Source organism: Pseudomonadota bacterium, from assembly GCA_022572885.1.
Taxonomy (GTDB): domain Bacteria; phylum Pseudomonadota; class Gammaproteobacteria; order Steroidobacterales; family MnTg04; genus MnTg04.
The window spans coordinates 56,241-81,997 of record JACZVC010000010.1; the positions used below are offsets into that span (position 1 = coordinate 56,241).

The following is a 25,757-nucleotide window of genomic DNA, read 5'->3' on the forward strand; positions in this document are numbered from 1 at the left end:
CCTAAGCTGAATCGATTTTGTGAGATATCCCGTCGACCAGATTTACACATTGGTCCAGCGCATGTGTGACGAACGGACCTAAATGCTTGATATTGCTCGCTCACACCAATTGCGGCGCGGATTTTGCATTAAACACAATGAGTGGCACAAGAGAATAACGAAAGTAGAAATTATGTCTAATTCACCTGGCAATCCGGATACTCGCGCGGCGGTTCTTGATTCGGGCGACCGCCCACCGGCCTGTGCGGCAAGCGACCGTCGTTTTATGCAGGATCGCCGGAAAAAAACCTGGTGGTCATTGTGTTATGGCGGCGTCCGCCCAAGGCGGAGATTTCATCGGCGCGATGCAGACAGTTTCAGTGGTCAAACGGACTGGCTGGACTCCGAATTGCTCTACCTGACCCTGGGAATACTGGCGCTGTGCACGGCCGATGCAATCATGACCTTGAATCTCCTGAGGATTGGGGCTCACGAAGCCAATATTTTTATGGCGCACCTGATCGAAAAAGACGTGTTTCTTTTTGGAGCAACCAAAATGGCGCTGACGGGTCTGGGTCTCATCCTGATGGTTATGCATGCCTCATTCCGGCTTTTTCGCGTGATCAGCGTGCAAAATATCCTGCGCATTTTCTTCTTTGCGTATTTGGCCCTGATCGGCTACCAGGTCGTTCTCTACAGGTTCATTTGATCGCTCGCTGACGCAGTCTTTGCCGAGAGTTTCCGGGCTGGCATTCGTTTCTTATTTTTCACGCTTGCGATAGAATGCGCGGCTCGCTCAAGCGAGCCCGTTTACCCGTACAAGCAACGACTTAGACGAAGAAAAATGACCAGCGAGCTGGAAAAAAAATACCAGACTACGCCCCTGTCCGGGGGTAATGCGCCACTGGTCGAAGGCCTGTTCGAGCAGTTCCTCGCGGATCGTTCCTCGGTGCCCGGCCATTGGGCCGAATGGTTCGATCAGTTTGACGAAAACGGGCAGATACCGCGGCGGCCGATCGAAAAAGAACTGGCACGACAGGCATCCGCAACGCGGATATCCCAACTCACCCAGCCGCTTGCCATGTCGGAGACACGTCAGGGCCTGGTATCCCGGCTAATTCAGGTTTACGCAGCCCGCGGGCACCTGGTCGCCGATCTCGATCCGCTGGGTTTGCTGCAGCGGCCGACCCCAAAGGTTCTCAAGCTCGAATATTTTGGCCTTGGAGAAGTCGATCTGGACCGGGTTTTCCAGCCCGAAGGCCTGGCCTCGGTTTCCGGCCCAATGGCGTTGAGAGACATTATCGATCTGTTGCAGAAAGTCTATTGCGGCAAGATAGGCGTCGAGTTTGCCCATGTGTCGCGGTCGGCTGAACGGCTCTGGCTGCAGAAGGAATACGAATTGGCGGTGGTTGGCCAAGAACTGAGCCGCGATGAAAAACGTGACGCCTTGTATCAGCTGACTGCGGCCGAAGGCATGGAGCGCTACCTGCATACACGGTTCGTCGGCCAGAAGCGGTTTTCGCTGGAAGGCGGTGAAAGCATGATCTTGCTGCTCGAGGACTTGATACAGCAAGGCGGTACGACCGGCGTCAAGGAGTTTGTCATCGGCATGGCCCACCGCGGCCGGATCAACGTACTGGTCAACATCCTCGGCAAGGCGCCGGCCGAACTGTTTTCGGAATTCGCAGGCGAGTATGACCTGGTGCAGCTAAAAGGCTCCGGCGACGTTAAATATCACAAGGGATTCTCAGCCGATATGCACACGCCGGGCGGCGATGTACATATCGCGCTGGCATTCAACCCCTCGCACCTGGAGATCGTTAACCCGGTCGTCGTCGGCTCGGTCAGAGCCAGACAGCAACGTCGTGGGGATGGAGACCATCAACGAGTCGTACCGGTACTGATACATGGTGATGCGGCCTTCGCCGGCCAGGGCGTCGTGATGGAGACCTTGCAAATGTCCCAGGCGCGGGGATTCGCGGTGGGTGGAACCGTGCATATCGTGTGCAACAACCAGATTGGTTTCACGATCAGCAATCCGGCGGACGCCCGCTCGACGCTTTATTGCAGCGATGTCGCGAAAATGATCGAGGCGCCGGTTTTCCACGTCAACGCCGACGACCCCGAAGCGGTGATTCTGGTGACCCGGCTGGCGCTGTGTTACCGGCAGGAATTCGGCAAGGACGTCGTTATCGACCTGGTCTGCTATCGCCGCCTGGGGCATAACGAAGCGGATGAGCCGGCCGCAACCCAGCCGCAAATGTATGCGGCGATCAGAAAACACCGGACCACAAGAGAATTGTACGCGGACCGCCTGGTTCGCGAGTCGGTGCTGACCAAAGCTGAAGCCGATCGAATGATCGAGCGGTACCGGCAAGACCTCGAAGAAGGCCACCCGCTGCCGCGAAGACTGTTGGCCCTGGTTGACAACGAGTTCATCGTTGACTGGAGCCGGTATCGAAATGGCGCCACCTCGCCAACAGCAAAAACGGCTGTCAGCAAACGGCGGTTGCAAAAATATTCGGCCCGGCTACTCGATCTTCCCGCGCATTTTACCGTCCACCCCAGGGTACAGCGGATCCTGGACAGCCGCGGGAAAATGGCGGCCGGCGAACTGCCGATCGACTGGGGCTTCGCGGAAACCATTGCTTATGCGAGCCTGCTCGATGAAGGCTATGAAGTCAGGCTGACTGGCCAGGACAGCGCGCGCGGGACTTTCTTCCACCGCCACGCGGTGCTGCACAATCAAACGGACCAGGAAAGCTTTGTGCCGCTGGAAAACCTGTCGGCCAGGCAGGGCAGGTTCACGATCACCGATTCCTTGCTGTCGGAAGAAGCGGTCATGGGCTTCGAGTATGGCTTTGCGACGACCGAGCCCAATGCGCTGGTCATCTGGGAAGGGCAGTTTGGTGACTTTGCCAATGGCGCACAGGTGGTTATCGATCAGTTCATCTGCTCCGGCGAGGCGAAATGGGGCCGCCTGTGCGGGCTGACTCTGTTCCTTCCACATGGTTATGAAGGCCAGGGACCGGAGCATTCATCCGCGCGGCTCGAGCGGTTCCTGCAACTTTGTGCGGAGCGCAATATGCAGGTGTGCGTGCCATCCAATCCGGCACAAATGTTTCATATGCTGAGAAGGCAAATGATCAATCCGCAGCGCGTTCCGCTGATCGTCATGACTCCGAAAAGCCTGTTGCGGCACAAGTTGTCGGTTTCGACGATCGAAGATTTGTCCAGCGGAAGTTTTCAGACGGTAATCGATGATGCATATTCGCTCAGGCCAGATGCGGTCGAGCGGGTCGTTTTCTGCAGCGGCAAGGTTTATTACGATCTCATCGATGCGCGCAACGACCGGCACGTGGAAAACGTGGCAATCGTACGCATCGAGCAGCTTTATCCGTTCCCGGTGGCACAGTACGCGGCGGCTATCGCTGCCTGGCCGAAGGCCAGGGACATAGTCTGGTGCCAGGAAGAGCCAAAAAACCAGGGCGCCTGGTATCAAATCAGGCATCGTATGCTCGAACCACTCGATGGCGGCACACAAGTACTGTCGTATGCCGGGCCAAACGCGTCGGCGGCCCCGGCATCGGGTATATTTGCCCTGCACGTAAAACAGCAGCGGGCGCTGATTGCCGACGCCCTGATGCTGGTTGACAATCATGCCACCGCCAAATCAGCAAAACGAACCCGTAAAAAACCGAGGACGGCCAGAAAAAAACATGATTAAAGAAGTCAAAGTTCCCCAGCTACCCGAATCGATCGCCGATGCGACCCTGGTGAACTGGCACAAGAAACCAGGCGATGCGGTGCAGCGTGACGAAAACCTGGTCGATCTGGAAACTGACAAAGTGGTTCTCGAGGTGCCCGCGCCAGTCGCGGGTGTATTGAAAGAGATCTTCAAAGAAGACGGCGCGACGGTTAACAGCGGTGAGTTGCTTGCGATCATCGAAGAGGGTGCGGTTGCCGGTGAAAAAGTGGCGTCCGAGATCGAAAGCCCCGCCCCTGAAAAAGCCAGCGGACCGGTCAAGTCAGAACAACAACAAAAATCAGCGCACAAACTCAGTCCATCCGTCAGGCGCCTGCTCGAAGAGTACGGAATAGATCCGGGTGATATTGCGGGTAGCGGTCGCGGCGGGCGGATCAGCAAGTCCGATGTGATGAAATTTGCTGATAGCAGACCCGTGCCTGCGGATAAACAGCCCGCCGCCACGGCCGCAACGGCTGGACTAACGAGACCCCGACAGGATCGTCGCGTGCCGATGACACGGCTGCGCTCGCGTATCGCCGACCGAATGGTCGAGGCGCAAAATACGGCTGCGATGCTGACTTCGTTCAACGAAGTCGATCTGAGCGCCGTGATCGAGTTGCGAAAAAAATACCAGGGTAAATTTGAGAAAAAATATGGCGTGCGACTGGGGTTCATGTCTTTTTTCGCCAAAGCGTCTGTCGAAGCGTTGCAGAAGTTTCCGTCTGTCAATGCCTCGGTTGAAGGCAGCGACATCATTTACCACGACTACTATGACATCGGCGTTGCGGTCTCGACCGATCGTGGCTTGATGGTGCCGATCCTGCGCGATGTGGACTCGCTCAGTTACGCGGGCATCGAAAAGGCGATAGCGGGTTTTGCCGATCGCGCGAAAGGTGGCAGCATAACTCTCGAGGAGCTGACCGGCGGCACGTTTACGATCACCAATGGCGGTGTGTTTGGTTCGCTGATGTCGACGCCGATTCTCAATATGCCGCAAAGCGCCATTCTTGGCATGCATGCGATCGAGGAGCGGCCGGTCGTGGTTGACGGTGAAATCGTCGTGCGAGCGATGATGTATATAGCCCTGACCTATGACCACCGGATTATTGATGGCCGGGAAGCGGTCCAATTTTTGGTCAGCATCAAGGAAACGCTGGAAGACCCGGCCAGATTAATGCTGCAGATTTAGGGAAGACTCATGAGTAAACAGTTTGATGTCGTCGTTATAGGCGCCGGTCCGGCCGGCTATGTAGCTGCCATACGCGCAGCTCAGCTTGGCATGTCCGTTGCCTGTATAGACGACTGGAAGAACCACGATGGCAGCTTGTCCTATGGCGGCACCTGCCTGAACGCCGGCTGCATCCCGTCCAAGGCCTTGCTGGAGTCATCCGAGTTGGTGCACCGGGCAAAACATGAGTTTGCGGCGCACGGCATCGATACCGGTCCGGTCACGGTTGATTTGGCAAAGATGCAGAAGCGCAAGGCCGGTATCGTAAAACAACTGACCGGCGGCATCGCCGCGTTATTCGAGGCGAACAAGGTCACGGCATTGCAAGGTCGTGGACGCTTGCTCAAGGATCGCAAAGTAGAGTTCACGCCGCATACTGATAAGGCGGAAATCCTGCGCGGCAAAAACGTGATTCTGGCCTCGGGCTCGCTGCCGATGGAACTCGAGCAAGTGCCTTTCGATGGTAAGACCACCGTCGATTCCTGGGGCGCGCTCGAGTTTGACGCGGTGCCAAAACGGCTGGCAGTCATCGGCGGAGGCGTGATCGGGCTGGAACTTGGCAGCGTCTGGCAACGCCTGGGAGCGAAGGTCGTCGTCCTGGAGGCGATGGACGATTTCCTGTTTATGATAGACCGGCAGATCGCCAGGGACACGCAGCGCCAGTTCAAACGTCAGGGGCTGGATATTCGCCTGGGAGCAAAGGTCAGCGGCGCCACCAGGAGCAAGTCGGGAATCAAGCTCAAGTATGCCGATAGCAAGGGCGAACAAGGCGTCGAAGTGGACAAGGTAATCGTTTGCGTCGGTCGTCGGCCCAACAGCGGGGACTTGTTTGAGAAAGATTGTGGCGTAACAACCGACTCACGCGGCTTCGTCGAAGTCGATGAGGAATGTCGCACGGGGGTTGCCAATGTCTGGGCGATCGGCGACCTGGTTCGTGGCCCGATGCTCGCCCACAAAGGGTCGGAAGAGGGCATCATGGTCGTCGACCTGATCGCCGGCGAAATCAGCGTAGTCAATTACAATACGATCCCGTCGATCATATATACCGCACCGGAAATCGCCTGGGTTGGCCAGAATGAGGAAGAAATCAAGAAAAGCGGGCGAGCCTACAAGGTGGGTGTTTTTTCATTCGCTGCCAACGGCCGGGCAAAAGCGATGGAGATGGCCGCCGGTTTGGTGAAAATTATTGCCGCCGAGGATGACGACGAAATACTCGGTGTTCATATCGCCGGGCCGATGGCCGGGGAGCTGATCGCAGAGGCAGTGCTGGCGATGGAATTTTCAGCCAGCGCCGAAGATCTGCAACGGACCATCCATGCTCATCCGACCCTGTCCGAGGCGCTGCACGAAGCGGCCCTGGCAGTGGACAATCGGGCGATCCATGCAATCAACAATTAAGGCGCGTCTCTTTTTGCACTAAGGACGTTGGCCAGGGATGTCAGGCGATGTAAAACACGGCTGAGTTTATCCAGGCCGCTGACTTCTATTCCCAATCGAATCTCGGCGGTGTTGTGTATGGCATCGGTCGAAGTGTCCAGCCTGAAAATGCGGATTTTTTCGTCGGCCAGCAAGGTTGTCACATCCTTGACCAGTCCCGACCGGTCATAAGCTTTAACGCTGATGCTGGCCGGATATAGATCTTCCTGGGTGCTGGCCCAGGAAACGTCGAGGACTCGCTCGGGCCGCCTCGCCATTAACCGCAGGAGATTGCCGCAGTTGTCCCGATGCACGGTGACGCCTCGTCCCTGGGTCAGGTAGCCACGAATTTGCTCCGGGGGTACCGGCTGACAACAGCGGGCGAATCCTGTCATCAGGTCGCCAACTCCCTCAACGCGCACTTTTCCTTTGCCCAAACGAGAGCCAGGCTGGGCTTTGCGCGCTTGCAGCGCGAATTTTTGTGCCGGTTTCTCGGATCTCTGGATCGCACTGGCAACGGCCATAACGGTTATTTCACCGTTGCCCAGTGCAATGTACATCTCGTCCGGCGTGCCAAAATGCAACAACCGGGCCAGTTTTTCATGCTCGAATTTCTTGTAGCCCAACCTCGAGAGTTCCCGCTCCAGCATGACACGGCCCTGTCGCTGGTTCTGTTCCTGGTCCTGTCGCCTGAACCAGCTGCGAACCTTGATCCGGGCGCGCGACGAAGCCAGAAACCCGAGTTGGGGAATCAGCCAGTCCCGGCTGGGCCTGGGTTCCTTGCCGGTCAATATCTCGACCTGTTGGCCATTGGCCAGTTTGTAGGTTAACGGAACCATCCGCCCGTTGACCTTCGCGCCCCGGCAGCAGTGTCCGATATCGGTGTGTATGTGGTAGGCGAAATCCAGCGGCGTACCGCCCATGGGCAGATCGACGACATCGCCGCGTGGACTGATGGCGTAGATTCGGTCTTCGAATATTTCGCTCTGGACACGGCTCAGAAAATCCTCGTCGCTGACGTCGTTTTCAACCGGCTCCAGCAAACGGCGCAGCCAGACGACTTTCTGAGCGAAAGCGCTGTCGCGTTTGCCACGTTCCTTGTATTGCCAATGCGCCGCCACCCCGAGTTCGGCATGCTGATGCATTTCCGCGGTTCGAATCTGGATTTCCAGCGCTTTGCCGTGTGGACCGATGACCGCTGTATGCAGTGACCGATACAGGTTTTCTTTTGGCGTTGCGATGTAATCGTCAAATTCGCCCTGAATATACGGCCAGGTGCCGTGCACGACGCCCAATGCGGCGTAACAGTCGGCAACGCTGCCAACCATGATGCGGATGGCCCGGATATCCAGCACCTGCTCGAAGGCAAGGTTGTTGCGCTGCATTTTCCGCCAGATGCTGTAGATGTGCTTTGGCCGGCCACTGATTTTTGCGCTGACTCCTGCTTTTGCCAGTTCTTTGTGCAGCGAAGTCTGTACACGTCCGATATAAGTCTCGCGGTCTTCGCGCTTTTCCCTAAGGTCACGAGCGATCCGGCGATAGTGCTCGGGTTCCAGGTAGCGAAACGCCAGATCCTCAAGTTCCCACTTCAGCTGCCAGATACCCAGCCGGTTGGCCAAAGGGGCGAAAACGATCCGCGTTTCGGTTGCCGCACGGCGTTGCTCGGCGACCGGCGATGTCTTCAGGGAGCGCATGCGATAGAGCTGGTCTGCCAGGCGAACCAGCACCAGCCGGACGTCGCTAACGACGGTCAGTAACATTTTTCTGAGCGCCTCGGCCTGGTCGCCGCCCAGCCCGCCATGTTCCGGGATATCGCCCGGGATACGGGTGCGATCCAGTTTAACGAGCTGGTCTGTCAGTCTGGCAACGGATAAGCCAAATTGCGCTTCAACCTGGTCATGCGACAGGCAGCCGGACGTTAGGGCCGGGAAAAGGGCGGCGGCGCTGATTATCGCCTGGTCGGCGCCGAGCTTTGTCACGGTATCCGCAACCGCGGCAGCCCGGACCAGGCAGCATCGGCCTGTCTCGCCTTTGGCGGCCAGTTTGCCGGTCAGCCAGACCATCGTGCCGGCAAAAGATTCCGGGTTTTTTTCGGGCATTTTTCGAGTCGTTCCAGCGCGTACTTTTTTGGTGTTCGACCAGGGGAATACCGGTATCATATGCGACTTCATCATAGCTTACCGTCAGGGGGTTCTGCATGCGGGTTTTTCTGTTGTTTATGGGTTTATTGCTGCTGCCTTTGGTCAGTCATCCAGAGAGCCTCGAAATCAGTGCGAATGACGACGCCGCCAAATTCGGGTTTGGCTGGTACCTGGGTCAGCAACGCCTGGCGATGGATGTTTCCTGGCTGCATCACCAGGACCAGGGGGATGTGATCAGCCTGGGGGTGAACGTGACGGGATTTGCCAGCAGTGGTCAGAGCCCGGTCGAAGCAGGTCTGGGCGGAAAACTTGTGTATACCGATTCAGACAATCTTAATCTCGACGGCGGCGCATTGGCGCCGGGAGGTTTCATTTCCTATACCTTGCCAAACTCGAACCGGTTCACCTTATACGGGCATTTGTATTTCGCACCCGATATCCTGACTTTCGGGGACAACGAGACCTACCGGGAAATAGAGTTCCGCCTGTACTACTCGGTGATCGATGATGCCGAGCTTTTCCTGGGTATTCGAAATGTCCATGTCGGCTATGATTTGGGCCCGAGCGTGAATTTCGATACCGGCCTCAATCTTGGCCTGAAGATGAGGTTCTAGGCCCGCCATGGCAGGTCACAGCAAGTGGGCAAATATTCAGCATCGCAAGGGCGCCCAGGACAAAAAACGCGGCAAGCTGTTTACCAAGCTGATCCGTGAAATCACCATAGCGGCACGGATGGGCGGGCCTGACCCGGATGCCAATCCCAGGCTGCGCACGGCGATTGACAAAGCCAGGGGCCAAAGCATGCCAAAAGACAATATCGAAAGGGCGGTCAAGAGAGGGTCGGGTGACACAGAGGGCGTCGATTACGAGGAAATTCGTTATGAAGGGTATGGCCCGGGCGGGGTCGCGGTGATGGTGGATTGCCTGACCGACAATCGAAACCGAACGGTAGCCGAGGTTCGGCATGCCTTTGCCAAGTACGGAGGCAACCTCGGAGCGGATGGATCGGTCGCCTACCTGTTTAATCATGTGGGCCAGATCAGCCTGGCCGGAGGCGCGGATGAAGATCGTGTCATGGAAGTCGCGCTCGAGGCGGGCGCCGAGGATGTCATCGGCAATGATGATTCTTCGTTCGATGTGATCACCGACCCGCAGGAATTCGAGGCGATCAGGAACGCATTGGCGGCGGCCGGTCTTGAAGCGGAATCGTCCGAAATTACGCACTGGGCCAGCACCTCCGCCGAACTGGGCGAAAAAGATGCCGCGCAGATGATCAAGTTGCTGGAAGCGCTCGAGGACCTGGACGACGTCCAGAACGTTTACTCCAACGCAGACATTTCGGAAGAAATCCTGGCGAGCTTATGACCATGGAATTGCAACGGTCGAAATATTCGCAATGAGCGGCGGTGTTCGCATACTGGGCATTGACCCCGGTTCACGGGTGACCGGGTTTGGCCTGATCGTTGCCGATGGCCCCCGGTACAGCTACGTTGCATCCGGGTGCATCCGGACGCCGTCCGGCGATTTTGCCGGTCGCCTGCGGGAAATCTATCAGCAGGTTGGCGAGGTCAGCCGGGAACATCAACCGGATGAGGTGGCAATCGAAAGCGTTTTCCTCAGCAAGAATGCAGCCACGGCGTTAAAACTGGGGCAGGCGAGAGCAGCGGCAATGTGCGCGACATTTGCGCTTGACCTGCCGATTTTCGAATATGCGCCCAGGCAGATCAAGCGATCGGTCGTCGGCACAGGCAAGGCGGAAAAGGTCCAGGTCGAGCACATGGTCAAGGTGTTGTTAAAACTCAAGGGCCCGATCCAGAGCGATGCCGCCGATGCACTGGCCGTGGCGCTTTGCCACGCCAACGTCAGGGACAGCGCGATTCACCGCGCTGCGGCGCAGGTGCAGGCATGATCGGGTTTATTCGTGGCCGCCTGGTCGAGAAAAAACCGCCGCTGCTGTTGGTGGATGTCGCCGGTATCGGCTACGAAATAGAGGTGCCGTTGTCGACTTTGTACGAATTACCCGAAGTCGGTTTGGAAGTCGCCTTGAAAACGCATCTCCTGGTGCGGGAAGATGCTCATGTTCTGTTCGGTTTTGCCAGCGATGCCGAACGCAGCCTGTTTCGGAGCTTACTGAAGATCTCCGGCGTTGGGGCGCGACTGGCTTTGGCGATACTGTCGGGTAGCAGCGTCGATGGCTTCGTCCGTTGTGTCGAGGAACAGGACATAACCTCGCTGGTCAAGATTCCGGGGGTCGGCAAAAAGACCGCGGAACGACTGGTGATGGAAATGCGCGACCGCTTGCGTGATCTTGGCCATATTCCCGGTGCGGGCAAATCCGGCTCGGGAACTACGGAACCTGCCGACGAGGCATTTGGTGCGCTGGTCGCGCTGGGATACAAACCCGCCGAGGTCACTCGTATGATAGCCAGTGTCGATGCTGCGGACATGAATACCGAGGAACTGATTCGGCAGGTTCTGAAACAGGCTGCGCGATAAACTTATGCTGGAACAAGACAGACTCATCAGTACCGGTGGCAATCCCGAAGACGAGGCTTTTGACCGAGCCATTCGTCCCCGCCTGCTCAAAGACTTCGTCGGTCAGGCTATCGTCAAAAAGCAGATGGATATATTTATCCGGGCTGCCCGCAATCGCGAGCAAGCCATGGATCACGTACTGATATTCGGCCCCCCTGGCCTGGGCAAGACAACCTTGGCGCATGTCATCGCCAATGAACTCAACGTCAATCTACGCCATACCTCGGGCCCGGTTCTGGAGCGCCCTGGAGATCTGGCCGCTTTGCTCACCAATCTGGAGCCCCATGACGTTTTGTTCATCGACGAGATTCACCGGCTGAGCCCGATCGTCGAGGAGATACTGTACCCGGCTTTGGAGGATTTCCAGCTCGATATCATGATCGGCGAAGGCCCGTCGGCCCGTTCGATCAAGCTCGATCTGCCGCCATTCACACTGGTCGGTGCGACGACCAGGGCGGGGCTGCTGACCTCGCCGTTAAGGGATCGATTCGGCATCGTCCAGCGGCTGGAATTTTACAGCACCGATGAATTGGCTTTTATCGTGCGCCGCTCAGCTGGCATTTTGAATCTGAAAATCGAGGAACGGGGTGCAATGCAGATTGCATCGCGGTCCCGGGGTACGCCCAGAATCGCCAATCGCCTGCTGCGACGGGTTCGGGACTATGCCGAGGTCGAAGCCGATGGCGTGGTCACGGCGGATGTTTCAATTGCGGCGATGGATTTACTGGCGGTGGATCAGGAAGGATTCGATCTGCAGGACCGCAAGCTGCTGCTGACGATTATCGAAAAATTTGATGGCGGCCCGGTAGGAATTGACAGCCTGTCGGCTGCCCTGAGCGAGGAAAGGGGTACCATTGAGGAGGTACTTGAGCCTTTTCTTATTCAGCAAGGCTTCCTGATCCGTACATCGCGCGGGCGAATGGCGAGCGCTAATGCCTACCGCCATTTCGGTCTGGAGCCACCGGCCAAAGAGCGCACGGATCGGCTGCCCTTGTTCGACGACAAATAAAGGAACCCGGAATGAAGGCGGACTCTGCTGAGCAATCAGAAACGGCAAGACCTTTCTCCATTCGAGTTCGCGTTTATTACGAAGATACAGACGCCGCGGGGGTTGTTTATTACGCGAATTACCTGAAATTCATGGAGCGTGCGAGGACCGACCATTTGCGTGCCATGGGTATACGCCACGGCGACCAGAAGTCCGGGGAGAATCTTGCGTTCGTCGTGGTCAATGCAGACATCAGCTATCACCAACCGGCGCGACTGGATGACGAGTTATGGGTCAGTTCAGCGCTGCCCGAACTTGGCCGCAGCACCCTGGTTTTCGAGCAACAGGTCCGCCGGAACGGTGCAGACGGCGAATTGTTATGCAGCGGCCGTATTCGGGCGGCCTGCGTTTATGCGGATAGTTTCAAGCCACGATCGCTACCGGCCATCATGCGGGTCAGCAAGGAGAGCAACTGAATGAGCGGCGATTTATCATTTCTGGTTTTGATACTCGAGGCCAGCGTTATCGTACAGCTGGTACTGCTGTTGCTGGTGCTCGCGTCGGTGGCGTCATGGGCGATCATCCTGAAAAAACGCCGGGTGCTCAACCAGGCGATCAGCGGGGCCGATGCCTTTGAGCAACAATTCTGGTCCGGCGGCGATCTGACCGCCATGTATCAGGAGATCAACAAGAGGACCCAGGCGGCGACGGGCATGGAAAGCATTTTCGAGGGCGGTTTCCGCGAATTTGTTCGCCTGCGCTCTGAACCGGGAATCGACCAGGCCAAGATGATGGATGGCAGCCAAAGGGCGATGCGGGTCTCGCAGATGCGCGAGGTCGACCGCCTCGAACGCAATCTGGCCACGCTTGCCACGATCGGCTCGACAAGCCCGTATGTCGGCTTGTTCGGAACCGTGTGGGGGATCATGAACACATTCACCCAACTGGGTAAAGTGCAGCATGCGACGCTGGCCATGGTTGCACCCGGCATTGCGGAGGCACTGGTTGCGACGGCCATGGGTCTGTTTGCCGCGATCCCCGCGGTGATTGCCTATAACCGGTATGCAGACCAGGTAACGCGTCTCGAAAACCGCTACGACACTTTTGCCGAGGAGTTCGTATCGATCCTGCAACGCCATGCGCCGCGCAGCAAACCCGGGAGCTGATCATGGCAAGGAACAAGCAATTAAAATTGATGGGCGAGATAAATGTGGTCCCCTATATCGATGTCATGCTGGTGTTGCTGATCATATTCATGGTGACTGCGCCATTGCTGACGCAGGGAATAGAAGTGGAATTGCCCGATGCCGCGGCCGAGCCGCTGGACGACGACCTGTTGCGCGATCATCAACCATTGATTCTGAGCATCAATGCCGGTGGCGATCTCTTTTTGAATATAGGCAAGAACGAAGAACAGGCCATTGACGAGGTGACGGTGGTCGCACGAACGCTGGCAGTTCTGCGCCGTGAGCCGGAAACGCCTGTTCTGGTACGTGCCGATGAGACGGTGGCTTTTGGGCGGGTGGTGACCGCCATGGTGCTGTTGCAGCAGGCCGGCGCGAAAAAAGTCGGCTTTGTCACCGATCCACTGGAACAGCTCCCGGTCAGGAGAGAGTGACCGGCTATGTTCGGATTTTATCGCGAATACCGGGGTGCCTTGATCAAGTCCGTCGTCTTGCACCTGGTGATGTTCGGCTTGCTTGGCGTCAGCCTTGCGCGCAGCGCTGCATTTACCCCGCCGCCGCCACAGATCACGATCAAGGCGACCGTGGTAGACGAGCGACGAATACAGCAGGAAATAGCCGCCCTGGAGGAAGCTGAACAGGAGGTGCAACGGGCGGCGGATGCGAAACTCGCGGAAGCGCGCAGGCAAAGACAGCAAGAAGAGCGCCGGGCGAAGGCAGCTGTAGATAAGCGCCGCCAGGACCGGCTAAACGAGCAAAAACGCGCGGCGGCTGACCAGCGGCGGCGTGATGAGACGGAAGCCAGGGCGGCGCGCGAGTTGAAGGCTCTGCAAGAGCAGCGGAGCGTCGAACAAATCCGGCTGGCGCGACTGCGCCAGGAGCAGGAGCAGGCCGAGGAAGCGCGCCGCAGGGCGCAGGCCGACACAGAGGCCAGGTTGCAGGCGCAAATCGAGGCGGACCTCAAGGCAGAGCTGGCGCTGGAGCAGTCCAGACTGAATGCTGAAGAGGCGGGCCTGCTGGACCTGTACAAGGCGATGATTGAACAAAAGGTCAGGCGTAACTGGATTCGGCCGCCGAGCGCCCGCGCCGGGGTCGAGTGCACGGTGAATATCAGCCAGATTCCAGGTGGCGAAGTCATCAGCGTTCGCATCGCGGAGTGCAATGCCGATGAGGCGACCCGTCGTTCGATCGAGGCAGCCGTTTTCAAGGCGTCGCCATTGCCGGAGCCGCCCGATCCGAATTTGTTCGAACGAAATATCATTTTTATTTTCAAGCCTGAGAACTGACGGAGTCGTGCCTTGAAGAGACTTTTTGCCAATCTGCTGGGTGCGAGTTTGCTTGCCGGTTTTGCCGCCTCGGCCCAAGCCCAGTTAACCATCGAAATTACCGCAGGAGTCGACCAGGCGATGCCGATCGCGGTCGTGCCATTCGAGTGGCGGGGCGGGCTGGCCAGGCCACCGCTGGATGTGTCGGCCGTTATCGCTGCGGACCTGGCCAACAGCGGGCGTTTCGACACAATGGCTCCGCGCGACATGCTGGAAAAACCGGTCGACGAGCAGGGTATCGATTTCGAGGACTGGCGTTTGCTGGGTCTTGAGATCATCGTGGTTGGCCGGTTGTTGCCGCAAAGCGACGGCAACTATGTGATCCAGTTCGAAATGTTCGATCTGTTCAAACAAAAACGGCTGCTCGGATTCCGCCTGCCAAGTACCCGCACCGGGTTGCGCGCGGCGGCGCACCGAATCAGCGACCTGATCTATGAAAGGTTGACCGGGATCAAGGGAGCGTTCGCTACCCGGATCGCCTTTATCACGGTCCAGGGGCAGGGACCGGCGAAGCGCTATCGGCTGGTTGTTGCCGACGCCGACGGTTCGAACCACACCATCATCGTGGAATCGCCCGAGCCGCTGATGTCGCCGGCCTGGGCGCCCGATGGCGATCGAATTGCATACGTTTCCTTCGAGAGCGGCAAATCCGCGATCTATATCCAGGAACTCAGCACCGGCGAGCGTATCCGGGCATCGGGACGCGAGGGTGTCAACGGTGCACCGGCCTTTTCACCGGATGGGCGCAAGTTGGCGTTGACTTTGTCCCGCGATACCGGAAACCTGGATATCTATGTGCTCAACCTGGCGAACCAGGTCTTGACCCGAATTACGCGCAACCCGGCTATCGATACCGAGGCGACCTGGAACGCCGACGGATCAACAATATTTTTCACCTCCGATCGCAGCGGTGGCCCCCAGATCTACAAGGTCGAAATTGATGGCGGCGCCAAACGCCGCGTTACCTACGAAGGCAACTATAACGGGCGTTCGCGGCTGGCCCCGGATGACAAGGAAATGGCTGTCGTTCACAATGACCAGGGCGCGTTTCGTATTGCGCGGGTCAACCCCGACAACGGCAACCTCCTGGTGCTGACTGACGGTCAGCTCGATGAATCGCCGAGTTTTGCCCCCAACGGGGAAACCATTATTTATGCGACCCGGGTCGACGGGCGTGGTGTTTTAGCAACTGTTTCCATCGATGGCCGCATACACCGCAGAATTGCGGCCCAAGAGGGCGATGTTCGCGAACCCGCCTGGTCGCCGTATCCCGATTTTTAAATAGGCTAAACTATGCCGTGCGTGGGAACGCCCCGGACATGGTTTTGTCTGAATTACAGGAATTCATCAACAGGAAGGGTAAACATGCAGGCATTCAAAACGATCAGAATCAGTATTCTTTTGTCCCTGGGCATGCTCCTGGCGGCCTGTGGTGGCCAGTCAGCGACCCGGCCGGGCGATTTACCGGACATCGGCGCTCAGGACGCGCCCGGCAGCAGCCAGTCCGGAATGGCAGATCAGGCTAGCGGGGAGTTCGGTGAATTTGGCAGCGTTGGCGGTAAACCCAAAGAGCTCATCATTTATTTTGAGTACGATAAATCCGAGATCCTTGGCCAGTACGACAATGTACTGACTCGACACGCCTTATACCTTGCGGACAATTCACAGACCCGGGTCAGGCTGGAAGGACATGCCGATGAACGGGGGACGCGCGAGTACAACATTGGCCTGGGCGAACGGCGTGCGCAGGCGATCCGGCAGATCCTAATGATCCAGGGAGTGGCCACGGGTAAGATTACAACCGTCAGTTTTGGCGAGGAACGGCCTGCGCGGGAAGGCAGCAATGAAACCGCATATGCCGAGAACAGAAGGGTGGAGATCGTTTACTGATGGACAAGCGAATTCGCGGCTATGGCCCGGTCCTGGTGGCGCTGATGATCGGGGGATGTGCGACCACGCCCGGCGCGGACGACCCGGTGATGATCAAGCTGGGCCAGCTGGAAGCACGTCTCAACCGAATCGAGCAGGCCGTTCAGAACCAGGCAAGAATGGTTACTCAGGTTCAGGGTCTCGAGGGTGACATGAGAGAGCTGCGCGGTTCGGTGGAAAAAGTCCAGCATGATCTCGACGGCACCAGCCAGCGCCAGCGCAATCTTTATCTTGATGTCGATGGGCGGTTGCAAAAACTGGAAAGTTCCGCAAGCGCAACAGATGGCCGAAGCCGACGACCGGTTTTATCGTCGACAGCAAAGGTTACCACGCCACCCGTGATGAGCAGTCCAGGTCCGGATGATCAGGAAATCAGCGATCGTGACGCCTACCAGGCTGCTATAGCGTTACTTCGTGAAGGCCACTATCAAAAGGCGGCGGAAAAGTTCGAACAGTTTCTTGGCCAGTATCCGGATAGCCAGTTTTCCGACAATGCTCAATATTGGTATGCCGAGAGTTTCTACGTTACCCGAAAATTCTCCGAAGCGCTGGCGGCTTTCCAGAAAGTCATTGCGCAATACCCGGGATCGCAGAAGGTCCCGGACGCCCTGCTCAAGATCGGCTATTGCGATTACGAGCTCGGCTACTGGGATGCGGCCAGAGCGGCGTTGACCCGGGTAACCAGCGAATACGCGGATACCACCGCTGCACATCTGGCTCAACGGCGCCTGGAGCAAATGACCAGCGAAGGCAATTGACTCGAAAAACAAAGCAACATGCACGCCGATCTGTGATGGCTAGCCCAACAAGGGATGACCTGGCGCCGGATGCGCGCCTCCGGATAACGGAAATATTTTACTCACTGCAAGGCGAGGCGGACACGACCGGTGTGCCAACCGTGTTTATTCGCCTGACCGGTTGTCCGCTGCGTTGTCAATATTGTGACACTGCTTACGCATTTCACGGTGGCCGCTGGCTGGCCTTTGCTGTCATCCTGAAGAAAGTCAGGGAGTACGGTTGTCGATATGTCTGCGTCACTGGTGGGGAACCGCTGGCGCAAAAAAATTGCGCCGGTCTGTTGCGCGATTTGTGCGATAACAATTACCGGGTTTCGCTAGAAACCAGTGGAGCGGCGGACCTGTCAGTGGTCGACCCACGGGTGATCAAGGTGATGGATCTGAAAACGCCCGGTTCCGGCGAAGTGGATCGTAATCTTTGGAAAAATCTGGACTTGTTGTCGAAAGACGATCAAATCAAATTTGTGATCTGCAGCCGGAAGGATTTTGAGTGGGCCGGACTACAGGTCCGGCAACGGCATCTTGATAGTATTTGTACGGTCTGGTTTTCGCCCAGCTATGAGCAGATCAAGCCAGTGGATATCGCTGACTGGATTTTGCAGGAAAGATTGCCGGTACGTTTGCAATTGCAGTTGCACAAATATCTTTGGGGAACGGACCCGGGGCATTGAACAGCCAGGAAACAAGAAAAGCCGTTGTGCTGGTCTCCGGCGGGCTGGATTCTGCAACTACGCTCGCGATCGCGAAAGATCAGGGCTTTGACTGCTTTGCGCTGAGTTTCGACTACCGGCAGCGCCATCGCAGCGAACTGACTGCCGCTGCGAATATAGCGGAGTTTTTCGCAGTATCGGAACACCGGCTCATGGAGATCGACAGCGGCGGCCCCAGCGGTTCAGCGCTGACCGAAAAGGATATTCCAGTGCCTGAAACACCTCAGCAGGGCATACCGGTCACCTATGTTCCGGCGCGCAATACAGTTTTCCTGGCGCTGGCCTTGGGTTATGCCGAAGTGATCGGCTCCAGCGATATTTTTATCGGCGTCAATGCGGTGGATTATTCCGGGTATCCCGATTGCCGGCCCGAATTTATCGATGCGTTCGAAGTACTGTCCAATGTTGCGACCAAAGCGGCGGTACAAGGTCGGCGCATGCGGATACACACGCCGCTGATGGCGATGGATAAGTCCCGGATCATCAGGAAGGGGATCGAGCTGGGCATCGATTATTCGATGACCGTATCGTGTTACCAGGCGGACAGCCAGGGTCGGGCGTGCGGCGTTTGCGATTCCTGCCGCTTCCGCAGCGCGGGTTTTGCGGCGGCGGGAATTGCCGATCCGACAGTGTATGTCTGAAGGTTTCCCGGTCGCCGGAGACGCCTGGGTGAGCTTGCGATTTAGCGGCAAATCGGTATCATGCCGCCTCCTCGCAGCTTCTTTGCGCTGGGGCGTTAGCTCAGTTGGTAGAGCATCGGGCTTTTAACCCGCTGGTCATAGGTTCGAATCCTATACGCCCCACCATTTTCTTTAGGGCTTTGCATCAACTCAGCGGCGCCTGTACCCGACTCGGGTGTTTGCATAAACTGCAGCCAGCGAGCTTTGCTATATGAAAATTCATTGCCTGCAACATGTGGAGTATGAAGGGCCGGCCTGCATCCCCGACTGGGCCGCAGCACGCGGGTATCGCTGTTCGACGACCCGGCTGGACCTGCGGGAAGATCTTCCGGTGCTGGACGATTTCGATCTGCTGGTCGTCCTGGGCGGTCCGATGAGCGTTTATCGTGCAGACCGCTGGCCATGGATGGGTCAGGAAAGACGCCTGATTCGACTAGCGATTGATGGCGGCAAAGTCGTGCTGGGTATTTGCCTTGGCGCTCAGCTGATTGCCGCCGAACTGGGTGGCTTTGTCGAGGCCGGTGGAGAAAAAGAGATCGGCTGGTTCGATATCGAACTAACCAGCGAAGCAGGGCAGAGCCTGCTCGGCGGATTGCTGCCGGGCAGGCTGACCGCCTTTCACTGGCATGGTGACCGTTACCAGCGACCCCCGGGTGCGGTCAGGCTGGCTTACAGCGAGGCGTGTAATGAGCAGGCTTTCCAATACGGCGACCGCGTTCTGGGTTTACAATTTCACCTCGAGGCTACACCCGCCTGGGTGGACACGCTCGCCCGGCGTGACCAGGACCAGCTGGTAGCTGCAACCTACATCCAGACCAGGCAGCAAATGCTGTCGCCGGTCGAAAATTTTGCCCGCGCCAATGAGTTCATGAACCAAATCCTGGATCGGCTGGTCGATGTTGCGATCGGCACGACCCACGATCGAAGGGAGGAATACCAGTCGTGGTTTTGAAACGCAGCGTAGCCGTTGCCTACGCTCCAGCAGCGGTTGGCAATGTTGCGGTGGGCTTCGATTTACTGGGCCACGCGATCGAGGCGCCGGGTGACATTGTATCGGTTCGGCATGCGGATCACGACCGTGTTGTGATCGATGAGATCACCGGCGTTGCTGGCGAGTTGCCACTGCTGGCAGAGGAAAATTCAGCGGGCGCAGCACTGATTGCGATGCGGGAACGAATCGGTCTGGTCAGGGGTTTCTCGGTGAGAATCAAAAAAGGCATACCGTTGGGGTCCGGCATGGGGGGCTCGGGCGCGTCCGCCGTAGCCGCCGTTTTTGCTGCCAATGCCCTGCTTGATGAACCGCTGCCGACCGAGGATCTATTGCCATTTGCCCTGGCGGGGGAGGCTGCCGCCACGGGTGCGGCACCGATCGATAATGTCGCGCCACAGTTGCTGGGTGGCTTGCGTCTCGCGCACCCGGATGGTGGAACGCCGATCGCATTACCCGTTCCGCAGGATCTTCGATGTATTCTGGTTCATCCGGATTACAGCATCGAGACCCGCCAATCCAGGGCCAAATTGCGTGAAAATATTCCGCTGAGCCTGGTTACCCAACAAGCGGGTTTGCTGGCGGCGTTCGTTTCTGCGTGTCACCTGGGCGATATCGACTTGTTGTCGCGGTGTTTGCGTGATGTACTCATCGAACCACAGCGCTCACTGTGCATCCCCGGTTTTGCCGATGCACAGGAGGCGGCGATGAAAAATTCGGCGTTGGGGTGTTCGTTGTCGGGGAGCGGGCCGTCCATTTTTGCCTGGTGCAGGCACTCCGATGCGAAGACCATAACGGCGGCGATACGCTCGGCGTTTGAACGATCCGGGCTGGCATCGAGCGCTTACATATCGGCTATCGATGCCCCGGGCGTCAGGCTATTGGAAAACGATAATTATCTTTAGTATCAATAAGTAAAAGAATAATATTAATGGAATTAATAATACCTGGCTATAGTCTGGCGGGGGCATTGGCCGCCATTGCCATACTCGCAATAATCGGCATTGCCTTGCGGAAACGGCGCAAAGACCCCTGGTATCGATTCGACAGGATTCTGCGACGCATCGCCAGGGAAGTGGATCGCAACCTGATGATTCCGGATGGCATGGGCGGTCAGATTCAGCTCGATTACCTGTTGTTGACCAGCAAGGGAATCCTGGTGCTGGATATGCGAAATGCGCCGGGTATCGTGTTCGGTGGCGATCGCATGGATGAGTGGGCGGTGCTGGGACCGGCTGGGCGTTATGGCATGAAAAACCCGCAAGAAGCTCTTTTCGACCGGTTGGCGGCCGTGCGCGCGCTCGCCGAAGGCGTGCCAATTTCGGGTTTTGTCGTGTTCGCCGACAGCAGCGAATTTATCAAGGGAACCCCCAGCAATGTGTTGACGGTCAGCCAGCTGGAAGAAAAATTTGCACTGTGTTCAACAAATGCGGATGACAAGTTGCACGATGCGTTCCTGCCCTATTGGCGAAAGATTCATTCGGCCCTGCGAGCAGCCAAGTCCCCGCCGGCTGCCTAATCGCCCGACCCGTGCCGGTATTGATCGGCCAGGATCATGCTGACACAGGAAGTGAGGCGCTTGCCGGTCTCGATGTGCAGAAATTCGTTGGGTCCGTGCGCGTTTGAATGCGGCCCCAGCAGGCCGGTAACCAGAAACTGAACGCCACTGAATTCCTTTCCGAGCATGCTCATGAACGGAATGGTTCCGCCGGTACCCATGTACATTGAGTCGGCATTGAAAAATTCTTTCGATGCCGTTTGCATCGAATTTTCCAGCCATTTGGCAACTTCCGGCGCGTTCCAGCCGCTTTCCGCCGAGTCGATCGAGAAACTGACCGCTGCACCGTAGGGTGGATCGGTTTCGAGAATTCGGGTCAGCGCATCGCCCGCGACTTTCGCATCCACCGTCGGCGGCAAACGAAACGAAACCTTGATGGTGGTTCCCTGGCGCAGGACGTTGCCGGCATCCGCAACCGAGGGGATGCGATCCATGCCGGTCACGCTGAGCGTTGGCCGCCAGGTGTTATTGAGCATCAGCTCCACGAGGTCCTTGGCAATCGGCCGCGTGTTGCCGAAAAAAGGAAGTTTCCGGTGAACCATATCTCCGAGTACGCCGGTTGCCTGTTTGGCCTGGCTGATTCGTTGTTCCGGGATATCGGCATGCAATTCATCGACCAGGATCTGGCCGGTTTTGCTGTCTTCGACCCGGTCAAGCAAGCTGCGAAGCACCCGGAAACTCGATGCGCAAATTCCGCTCGAGGCGCCTGAGTGGACGCTTTCGGTCAGTACGTCGACCGTCAGCGTGGCAATCAGGTTGCCGCGCAACGAAGTCGTACACCATAGCTGATCGTAATTGCCACACTCTGCATCAAGGCAGACAACCAGGCTGGGGCGACCCAGTTTGGGCCGCAACACATCGATATAATAGGGTAGATCGAAACTTCCGCTCTCTTCGCAGCCTTCGATGATGACCTTGCATTGGGCGTGTGGAATTCCCTGTTCCTGCAGGGCGCGAATCGCGGTTAGCGATCCAAACACGGCGTAGCCATCGTCAGCTCCGCCGCGGCCGTACAACTTGCCATCCCGGATTACCGGTTTCCACGGCCCCAGGCCGTCTTTCCAGCCGGTCGTCTCCGGCTGCTTGTCGAGGTGGCCGTATAACAGGACCACGTCATCGGAATCTCCCGGAATATCGCAAAAAATCAGCGGGGTACGGCCTGGCAGCCTGAGCACTTCAACTTCCATCCCCTTGATCGGCTGCGCGCGCACCCATTTTTCCATTAGCGCTACGGCATCTTCCATGTAGCCATGTTTCTCCCAGTCGGCATCGAACGCTGGCGACTTGTTGGGGATTTTTATGTATTCGCAAAGTTCGGGGATGATGGAGTCGTCCCACATGGCGTTGACAAACTGGCTGATTTTTTTTGTATCCATGGAATATTTGTCCTTAGTCAGTAATGGCGATACTTTAACCCAGCGAGGCCGCAATGCGTACCCAATCGGTGTTCAGGGCAGTGCGAAAAACCCCTTGCTGGTCCGGGCCGTTGCTGCAGCCAGTTCCGGCGCCTCAATCTCGCGCGCCTTGGCGATACTTTGCACGATGTGCGGCAGATGCATGGGCTCGTTTCTGCGGTTGCCTGGTTTGGGGTCGAGGTCCCTGGGCAGAAGATAGGGCGAGTCGGTTTCCACCATCAACCGGTTCAGCGGGATATTGGCGACCAGGTCCTTCAGGTGACCCCCGCGTCGCTCGTCGCAGATCCAGCCGGTGATGCCGATATACAAGTCCAGCTCCAGGCAGGCACCGAGCTCATCGCCGTTGCCGGTAAAACAGTGCGCCACCGCCCTGGGAATGCGGGGCAGGAATTCCTGCAGAATTGCAACAAAATCGTCGTGCGCATCGCGCTGGTGCAAAAAGACCGGCATCCGGTTCTCGGCCGCCAACTCCAGTTGCATGGCGAAGACCCGGCGCTGATCCTCCTTTGGCGAGAAGTTACGATAATAATCGAGGCCGCATTCACCGGCCGCGACCACGTTTTTCTTCCGCAACAAACCGGCCAGCGCTTCACGATCACTGGCTTGCGTTTCAGCGGCGTGATGAGGATGAATGCCGGCGGTTGAGAACAGGACACCAGGATAACCCGCCGCCAATTCCTCGGCCTGACGGCTGCAGGCCACCGAGCTTCCGGTTACGATCATCCGGCCCACGCCGGCCTCGCGAGCCCTGCCGATGACCTGGTCGCGATCCGGGTCAAAACTCTTGTGAGTTAAATTGGCGCCAATGTCTATTAGTTGCATACGCGTGGGCAAAAGTCTTGTACCATTTGTCTCAGGGACGGGCATTGTATCCCAGCGAAGCCATGGGAACCGACCCGCAACAGAAAATCCGAGGGCAGGACTATGAGCGATCACGAAAAGAGCGAACTGGAACAGCATCTCACAGCGCGCAATACCTGGGTGCGGCTGGTTTACATGTTGTTGTTTGGCTTTATCTTCTGGCTTGGCAGCATCGTCCTGACGGTGGTCGTCGTCTTGCAATTCCTGCACATGCTGATTGCCGGCAAAGCTAACGATAATCTGCTGCAGTTCGGCCGGCAACTGGGTATTTATTATCGGCAGGTAATCGATTTCCTGTGCTATGCCGACGAATACCAACCGTTTCCGTTTGGCGCCTGGCCCGCGGCTGAAAGCGGTCGTAACAAAGCCACTGTGAAACCGTCCGCGAAGAAAAAAACGGCAAAGAAAAAAGCTGGGAAGTAACCCCGCCAACGGACCAGGAGCCGCCTGCCAGTCCTCTTGCCGGTGTCTGATCGCTTTTCAATGCAGGCAGCGCTACTTTTGACTTGAATTTCTTTGAATAATTTCGGCGCGGTCGTCGAATGCTATTTCTCCTTTCTCTCTGGCCATATCATGGCCTCTGAGATCGGAGCATTCCACTTATAGCCTTGTCTCAACAACCGGGACCACTTCTGCCTTCACCGGACGCGCTAGCTTGTATTTAGACATTGCCTTTTGATCAATTGCTCACGAAAGACGTGCGCGCATATCAGGATACTTATTGGAACTGTGATGATGAGTCCCAGACCCAATAGTGCTGCGCCGAGCATGTTGAAAAGCAGCAGGGAGAGGCACATGAGCATCAGATGCCCGCGCCTCCCTTGAGTCACTTGATTACTGAGTCCCAACGCTGCCTTGGGTCCGGACTGTCCTTGGGTGACGAAGAATAATGCTGGACCGAGGCGAGCCATACAGTAAAGCCCAGGAGCCACCAGGAGCGCCGTGCCAATCAATATTGCCGGGAGCAGTAACATCTTGACGGCTAAGAACCTTAGTGCCACGCGGTGATCGAGTAATTTGCTGCGCCAAGATTGAGGTGCTGTCTCGAAAGTGTCGAATGCACTTCGAAGGATTGCCACCTCCCAGTAAGCTGTTCCCCAAAAGTAACCCAGATGGAGCACTAGCCAGATCGGACGACCGGGTGCACTGCCGCTGCTCACGACCAAGAATTCAACGATCAACCAAACGCTCGCCCATCCTAGCAAGAGCGCCAGAATCTGCGGAGCCTGAGACTTATAGCGGGAGACCGCCCAATGGAAGGCGGCCGCAAGGCTTAACTCCGCCGGTTCCTTGCCGAAAGCAGACATAGCCCAAGTATAGGTCAAGAAAAAGCCCCGCAAGAAAACGGGGCTGGAAGGTTATGTGGTGAAGGCCGTCCCTGGCCCTGAGAGTCCGTTTATTTACTTGCTACGGCAGCATCCCGCTTTTCGGTGCAAATTCCAGTTGCAGCTTCCATTGGTTGGCCTAACAGCCTGACGAGATTTTCACCGATGCAATTAATTATCCCGGATAAATCTACTTCTTCAGCTCCCTCGAGTCTGCTCAGAATCACGCCCACTGCGTGGGCTTCATAGATACAATGCAGCATTTCCTCTGCATCTTCATGGGAAACGGGAGTCGATACCATTTTGTAAGTCATGATGCACCTCCATTCAATTGGGCGCTGTCCGGTTTCGCTTGCTGCCTTCTACGGGCTTCTAGGGCTCCCAGGCGATCCGCAAGCAAACTCCTTGCTTCTTCGGCTTCCCCAACCCAGAGCAAAATGGTGTCTCCAGCGATCCAGACTGTTTCCTCGTCGGGGGGTGATTCCGCGGTGTTTGTAATATCCAGTAAATCGCCGAGCATGTGGAGTCGCATCAAAATTTTGCGTAGGTTATCTGAGGCGTCATCCGCATCGGCTCTTTTCCAGTACTCGCCGCTGATTATTTCTTTGAGCGCGTGCCGTTTTTCTTCGCCGCTTGTTGCACGGTAAAGAGCGCATTCGGCCGCGATCGGTTCAATCTTATGCGCTTTCTTGAATAACCTTGCGACCTCCTGACTGATTCCCTCTGTATGGTTATTGTCAGTCATGATGCACCCCCATCTTTGTCCAGGTCGTTAAGAAGTTCTGCTGCGTCGAGTAAGTTGTCTCTGATCAACTGCGATTTGTACATCAATACATCGATGGTTTCGACAGCGGTTGGATCTTTGGTCGACAGGCACCCAATCTCGTCGAAAATATCTTGTGCCAATATCGCAGACGATGCGACATGAGGAAGCACATAGCACATGATAG

General features: G+C 57.0%; 28 protein-coding genes and 1 tRNA gene. 23 read left to right on the forward strand and 6 right to left on the reverse strand.

All coding sequences use genetic code 11. The features are described 5' to 3' along the window. The first annotated feature begins 172 nt into the window (after window positions 1-172). The 4 genes from IIA05_05485 to lpdA all read left to right on the forward strand — a co-directional run bounded on the left by IIA05_05485 (window position 173) and on the right by lpdA (window position 6,353). Complete coding sequence (locus IIA05_05485) at window positions 173-688, forward strand: hypothetical protein (GenBank protein MCH9026553.1); 516 nt, start codon at window positions 173-175, stop codon at window positions 686-688. Between the two features lie 135 nt (window positions 689-823). Then, a complete protein-coding gene (locus IIA05_05490) occupies window positions 824-3,706 on the forward strand; it encodes a 2-oxoglutarate dehydrogenase E1 component (GenBank protein ID MCH9026554.1) in 2,883 nt (960 codons plus the stop codon). Continuing rightward, a complete protein-coding gene (gene odhB, locus IIA05_05495) occupies window positions 3,699-4,916 on the forward strand; it encodes a 2-oxoglutarate dehydrogenase complex dihydrolipoyllysine-residue succinyltransferase (protein ID MCH9026555.1) in 1,218 nt (405 codons plus the stop codon). Before IIA05_05490 ends, odhB begins: the two co-directional genes overlap by 8 nt. A 9-nt stretch (window positions 4,917-4,925) precedes the next feature. Then, on the forward strand, window positions 4,926-6,353 hold the full coding sequence (gene lpdA / locus IIA05_05500; GenBank protein MCH9026556.1) for a dihydrolipoyl dehydrogenase: 1,428 nt from the start codon (window positions 4,926-4,928) through the stop codon (window positions 6,351-6,353). Here the strand turns inward: lpdA and IIA05_05505 are convergent. Further along, window positions 6,350-8,470, reverse strand: a complete 2,121-nt coding sequence (locus IIA05_05505) for a bifunctional (p)ppGpp synthetase/guanosine-3',5'-bis(diphosphate) 3'-pyrophosphohydrolase (GenBank protein ID MCH9026557.1) — start codon at window positions 8,468-8,470, stop codon at window positions 6,350-6,352. The two genes, lpdA and IIA05_05505, sit on opposite strands and share 4 nt — an antisense overlap. 98 nt (window positions 8,471-8,568) lie before the next feature. On the opposite strand from IIA05_05505, the gene IIA05_05510 reads away from it, so the two are divergent. The 18 genes from IIA05_05510 (at window position 8,569) to IIA05_05595 (ending at window position 21,167) form a co-directional block, all read left to right on the forward strand. Next, window positions 8,569-9,126 carry a hypothetical protein gene (locus tag IIA05_05510; GenBank protein MCH9026558.1) on the forward strand — a complete coding sequence of 186 codons (558 nt, stop codon included), beginning with the start codon at window positions 8,569-8,571 and terminating at the stop codon, window positions 9,124-9,126. A gap of 7 nt (window positions 9,127-9,133) precedes the next feature. Continuing rightward, window positions 9,134-9,877, forward strand: a complete 744-nt coding sequence (locus IIA05_05515) for a YebC/PmpR family DNA-binding transcriptional regulator (protein ID MCH9026559.1) — start codon at window positions 9,134-9,136, stop codon at window positions 9,875-9,877. A gap of 31 nt (window positions 9,878-9,908) precedes the next feature. Beyond that, window positions 9,909-10,421, forward strand: a complete 513-nt coding sequence (gene ruvC / locus IIA05_05520; GenBank protein ID MCH9026560.1) for a crossover junction endodeoxyribonuclease RuvC — start codon at window positions 9,909-9,911, stop codon at window positions 10,419-10,421. Continuing rightward, a complete protein-coding gene (ruvA, locus tag IIA05_05525; protein MCH9026561.1) occupies window positions 10,418-11,008 on the forward strand; it encodes a Holliday junction branch migration protein RuvA in 591 nt (196 codons plus the stop codon). The genes ruvC and ruvA overlap by 4 nt, the downstream gene beginning before the upstream one ends. Before the next feature lie 4 nt (window positions 11,009-11,012). After that, window positions 11,013-12,056: a Holliday junction branch migration DNA helicase RuvB gene (ruvB, locus tag IIA05_05530; GenBank protein ID MCH9026562.1), complete on the forward strand. Its 1,044-nt coding sequence runs from the start codon at window positions 11,013-11,015 to the stop codon at window positions 12,054-12,056. Between the two features lie 59 nt (window positions 12,057-12,115). After that, window positions 12,116-12,511 (forward strand): tol-pal system-associated acyl-CoA thioesterase, encoded by a 396-nt coding sequence (ybgC, locus tag IIA05_05535; protein ID MCH9026563.1) that lies wholly within the window; start codon window positions 12,116-12,118, stop codon window positions 12,509-12,511. Next, window positions 12,512-13,201, forward strand: a complete 690-nt coding sequence (tolQ, locus tag IIA05_05540) for a protein TolQ (protein ID MCH9026564.1) — start codon at window positions 12,512-12,514, stop codon at window positions 13,199-13,201. Window positions 13,202-13,203: 2 nt separating this feature from the next. Beyond that, window positions 13,204-13,653 (forward strand): protein TolR, encoded by a 450-nt coding sequence (tolR, locus tag IIA05_05545; GenBank protein MCH9026565.1) that lies wholly within the window; start codon window positions 13,204-13,206, stop codon window positions 13,651-13,653. A gap of 6 nt (window positions 13,654-13,659) precedes the next feature. Then, complete coding sequence (locus tag IIA05_05550; protein MCH9026566.1) at window positions 13,660-14,505, forward strand: cell envelope integrity protein TolA; 846 nt, start codon at window positions 13,660-13,662, stop codon at window positions 14,503-14,505. A gap of 33 nt (window positions 14,506-14,538) precedes the next feature. Then, window positions 14,539-15,825, forward strand: a complete 1,287-nt coding sequence (gene tolB, locus IIA05_05555; protein MCH9026567.1) for a Tol-Pal system beta propeller repeat protein TolB — start codon at window positions 14,539-14,541, stop codon at window positions 15,823-15,825. Between the two features lie 84 nt (window positions 15,826-15,909). Then, entirely contained in the window at window positions 15,910-16,434 is a 525-nt protein-coding gene (gene pal / locus IIA05_05560) for a peptidoglycan-associated lipoprotein Pal (protein ID MCH9026568.1), read from the forward strand. Next, the gene (gene ybgF / locus IIA05_05565) at window positions 16,434-17,231 is read left to right on the forward strand and encodes a tol-pal system protein YbgF (protein MCH9026569.1); all 798 of its coding nucleotides are present in this window, start codon (window positions 16,434-16,436) and stop codon (window positions 17,229-17,231) included. The genes pal and ybgF overlap by 1 nt, the downstream gene beginning before the upstream one ends. A 35-nt stretch (window positions 17,232-17,266) precedes the next feature. Then, the gene (queE, locus tag IIA05_05570; protein MCH9026570.1) at window positions 17,267-17,941 is read left to right on the forward strand and encodes a 7-carboxy-7-deazaguanine synthase QueE; all 675 of its coding nucleotides are present in this window, start codon (window positions 17,267-17,269) and stop codon (window positions 17,939-17,941) included. Beyond that, the gene (queC, locus tag IIA05_05575) at window positions 17,938-18,621 is read left to right on the forward strand and encodes a 7-cyano-7-deazaguanine synthase QueC (protein ID MCH9026571.1); all 684 of its coding nucleotides are present in this window, start codon (window positions 17,938-17,940) and stop codon (window positions 18,619-18,621) included. Before queE ends, queC begins: the two co-directional genes overlap by 4 nt. A gap of 89 nt (window positions 18,622-18,710) precedes the next feature. Then, a tRNA-Lys gene (locus IIA05_05580) sits at window positions 18,711-18,786 on the forward strand. Between the two features lie 85 nt (window positions 18,787-18,871). Then, window positions 18,872-19,612, forward strand: a complete 741-nt coding sequence (locus IIA05_05585; protein MCH9026572.1) for a type 1 glutamine amidotransferase — start codon at window positions 18,872-18,874, stop codon at window positions 19,610-19,612. Next, a complete protein-coding gene (locus IIA05_05590) occupies window positions 19,609-20,553 on the forward strand; it encodes a homoserine kinase (protein ID MCH9026573.1) in 945 nt (314 codons plus the stop codon). The genes IIA05_05585 and IIA05_05590 overlap by 4 nt, the downstream gene beginning before the upstream one ends. A gap of 26 nt (window positions 20,554-20,579) precedes the next feature. Then, a complete protein-coding gene (locus IIA05_05595) occupies window positions 20,580-21,167 on the forward strand; it encodes an NERD domain-containing protein (protein ID MCH9026574.1) in 588 nt (195 codons plus the stop codon). On the opposite strand, the gene IIA05_05600 is transcribed toward IIA05_05595, so the two are convergent. Together IIA05_05600 and IIA05_05605 are read right to left on the reverse strand one after the other, a co-directional pair. Beyond that, entirely contained in the window at window positions 21,164-22,582 is a 1,419-nt protein-coding gene (locus tag IIA05_05600; protein MCH9026575.1) for a M20 family metallopeptidase, read from the reverse strand. The genes IIA05_05595 and IIA05_05600 overlap by 4 nt on opposite strands. Window positions 22,583-22,654: 72 nt before the next feature. After that, window positions 22,655-23,443 (reverse strand): TatD family hydrolase, encoded by a 789-nt coding sequence (locus tag IIA05_05605; protein MCH9026576.1) that lies wholly within the window; start codon window positions 23,441-23,443, stop codon window positions 22,655-22,657. Between the two features lie 102 nt (window positions 23,444-23,545). Here IIA05_05605 and IIA05_05610 point away from each other — a divergent pair, with 102 nt between their 5' ends. Then, entirely contained in the window at window positions 23,546-23,905 is a 360-nt protein-coding gene (locus tag IIA05_05610) for a DUF4389 domain-containing protein (GenBank protein MCH9026577.1), read from the forward strand. 227 nt (window positions 23,906-24,132) lie between these two features. Here IIA05_05610 and IIA05_05615 read toward each other — a convergent pair whose 3' ends face one another. The 3 genes from IIA05_05615 to IIA05_05625 all read right to left on the reverse strand — a co-directional run bounded on the left by IIA05_05615 (window position 24,133) and on the right by IIA05_05625 (window position 25,552). After that, window positions 24,133-24,789: a hypothetical protein gene (locus tag IIA05_05615; protein ID MCH9026578.1), complete on the reverse strand. Its 657-nt coding sequence runs from the start codon at window positions 24,787-24,789 to the stop codon at window positions 24,133-24,135. An 89-nt stretch (window positions 24,790-24,878) separates the two neighbouring features. Then, window positions 24,879-25,121, reverse strand: coding sequence for a hypothetical protein (locus tag IIA05_05620; GenBank protein ID MCH9026579.1), 243 nt, complete (start codon window positions 25,119-25,121; stop codon window positions 24,879-24,881). Beyond that, the gene (locus IIA05_05625; protein ID MCH9026580.1) at window positions 25,118-25,552 is read right to left on the reverse strand and encodes a hypothetical protein; all 435 of its coding nucleotides are present in this window, start codon (window positions 25,550-25,552) and stop codon (window positions 25,118-25,120) included. The genes IIA05_05620 and IIA05_05625 overlap by 4 nt, the downstream gene beginning before the upstream one ends. Between the last annotated feature and the right edge of the window lie 205 nt (window positions 25,553-25,757).

Bases quoted from the DNA above. Each gene is read 5' to 3' on its own strand.
- tolR (MCH9026565.1), top strand. From the start codon at position 13,204: ATGGCAAGGAACAAGCAATTAAAATTGATGGGCGAGATAAATGTGGTC.
- IIA05_05585 (MCH9026572.1), top strand. From the start codon at position 18,872: ATGAAAATTCATTGCCTGCAACATGTGGAGTATGAAGGGCCGGCCTGC.
- ruvC (MCH9026560.1), top strand. From the start codon at position 9,909: ATGAGCGGCGGTGTTCGCATACTGGGCATTGACCCCGGTTCACGGGTG.
- IIA05_05485 (MCH9026553.1), top strand. From the start codon at position 173: ATGTCTAATTCACCTGGCAATCCGGATACTCGCGCGGCGGTTCTTGAT.
- IIA05_05615 (MCH9026578.1), bottom strand. From the start codon at position 24,789: ATGTCTGCTTTCGGCAAGGAACCGGCGGAGTTAAGCCTTGCGGCCGCC.
- ruvA (MCH9026561.1), top strand. From the start codon at position 10,418: ATGATCGGGTTTATTCGTGGCCGCCTGGTCGAGAAAAAACCGCCGCTG.
- IIA05_05490 (MCH9026554.1), top strand. From the start codon at position 824: ATGACCAGCGAGCTGGAAAAAAAATACCAGACTACGCCCCTGTCCGGG.
- IIA05_05620 (MCH9026579.1), bottom strand. From the start codon at position 25,121: ATGACTTACAAAATGGTATCGACTCCCGTTTCCCATGAAGATGCAGAG.
- tolQ (MCH9026564.1), top strand. From the start codon at position 12,512: ATGAGCGGCGATTTATCATTTCTGGTTTTGATACTCGAGGCCAGCGTT.
- IIA05_05505 (MCH9026557.1), bottom strand. From the start codon at position 8,470: ATGCCCGAAAAAAACCCGGAATCTTTTGCCGGCACGATGGTCTGGCTG.
- queE (MCH9026570.1), top strand. From the start codon at position 17,267: ATGGCTAGCCCAACAAGGGATGACCTGGCGCCGGATGCGCGCCTCCGG.
- pal (MCH9026568.1), top strand. From the start codon at position 15,910: ATGCAGGCATTCAAAACGATCAGAATCAGTATTCTTTTGTCCCTGGGC.
- IIA05_05595 (MCH9026574.1), top strand. From the start codon at position 20,580: ATGGAATTAATAATACCTGGCTATAGTCTGGCGGGGGCATTGGCCGCC.
- ruvB (MCH9026562.1), top strand. From the start codon at position 11,013: ATGCTGGAACAAGACAGACTCATCAGTACCGGTGGCAATCCCGAAGAC.
- IIA05_05600 (MCH9026575.1), bottom strand. From the start codon at position 22,582: ATGGATACAAAAAAAATCAGCCAGTTTGTCAACGCCATGTGGGACGAC.
- IIA05_05515 (MCH9026559.1), top strand. From the start codon at position 9,134: ATGGCAGGTCACAGCAAGTGGGCAAATATTCAGCATCGCAAGGGCGCC.
- ybgF (MCH9026569.1), top strand. From the start codon at position 16,434: ATGGACAAGCGAATTCGCGGCTATGGCCCGGTCCTGGTGGCGCTGATG.
- IIA05_05605 (MCH9026576.1), bottom strand. From the start codon at position 23,443: ATGCAACTAATAGACATTGGCGCCAATTTAACTCACAAGAGTTTTGAC.
- IIA05_05625 (MCH9026580.1), bottom strand. From the start codon at position 25,552: ATGACTGACAATAACCATACAGAGGGAATCAGTCAGGAGGTCGCAAGG.
- lpdA (MCH9026556.1), top strand. From the start codon at position 4,926: ATGAGTAAACAGTTTGATGTCGTCGTTATAGGCGCCGGTCCGGCCGGC.
- IIA05_05610 (MCH9026577.1), top strand. From the start codon at position 23,546: ATGAGCGATCACGAAAAGAGCGAACTGGAACAGCATCTCACAGCGCGC.
- odhB (MCH9026555.1), top strand. From the start codon at position 3,699: ATGATTAAAGAAGTCAAAGTTCCCCAGCTACCCGAATCGATCGCCGAT.
- IIA05_05510 (MCH9026558.1), top strand. From the start codon at position 8,569: ATGCGGGTTTTTCTGTTGTTTATGGGTTTATTGCTGCTGCCTTTGGTC.
- IIA05_05550 (MCH9026566.1), top strand. From the start codon at position 13,660: ATGTTCGGATTTTATCGCGAATACCGGGGTGCCTTGATCAAGTCCGTC.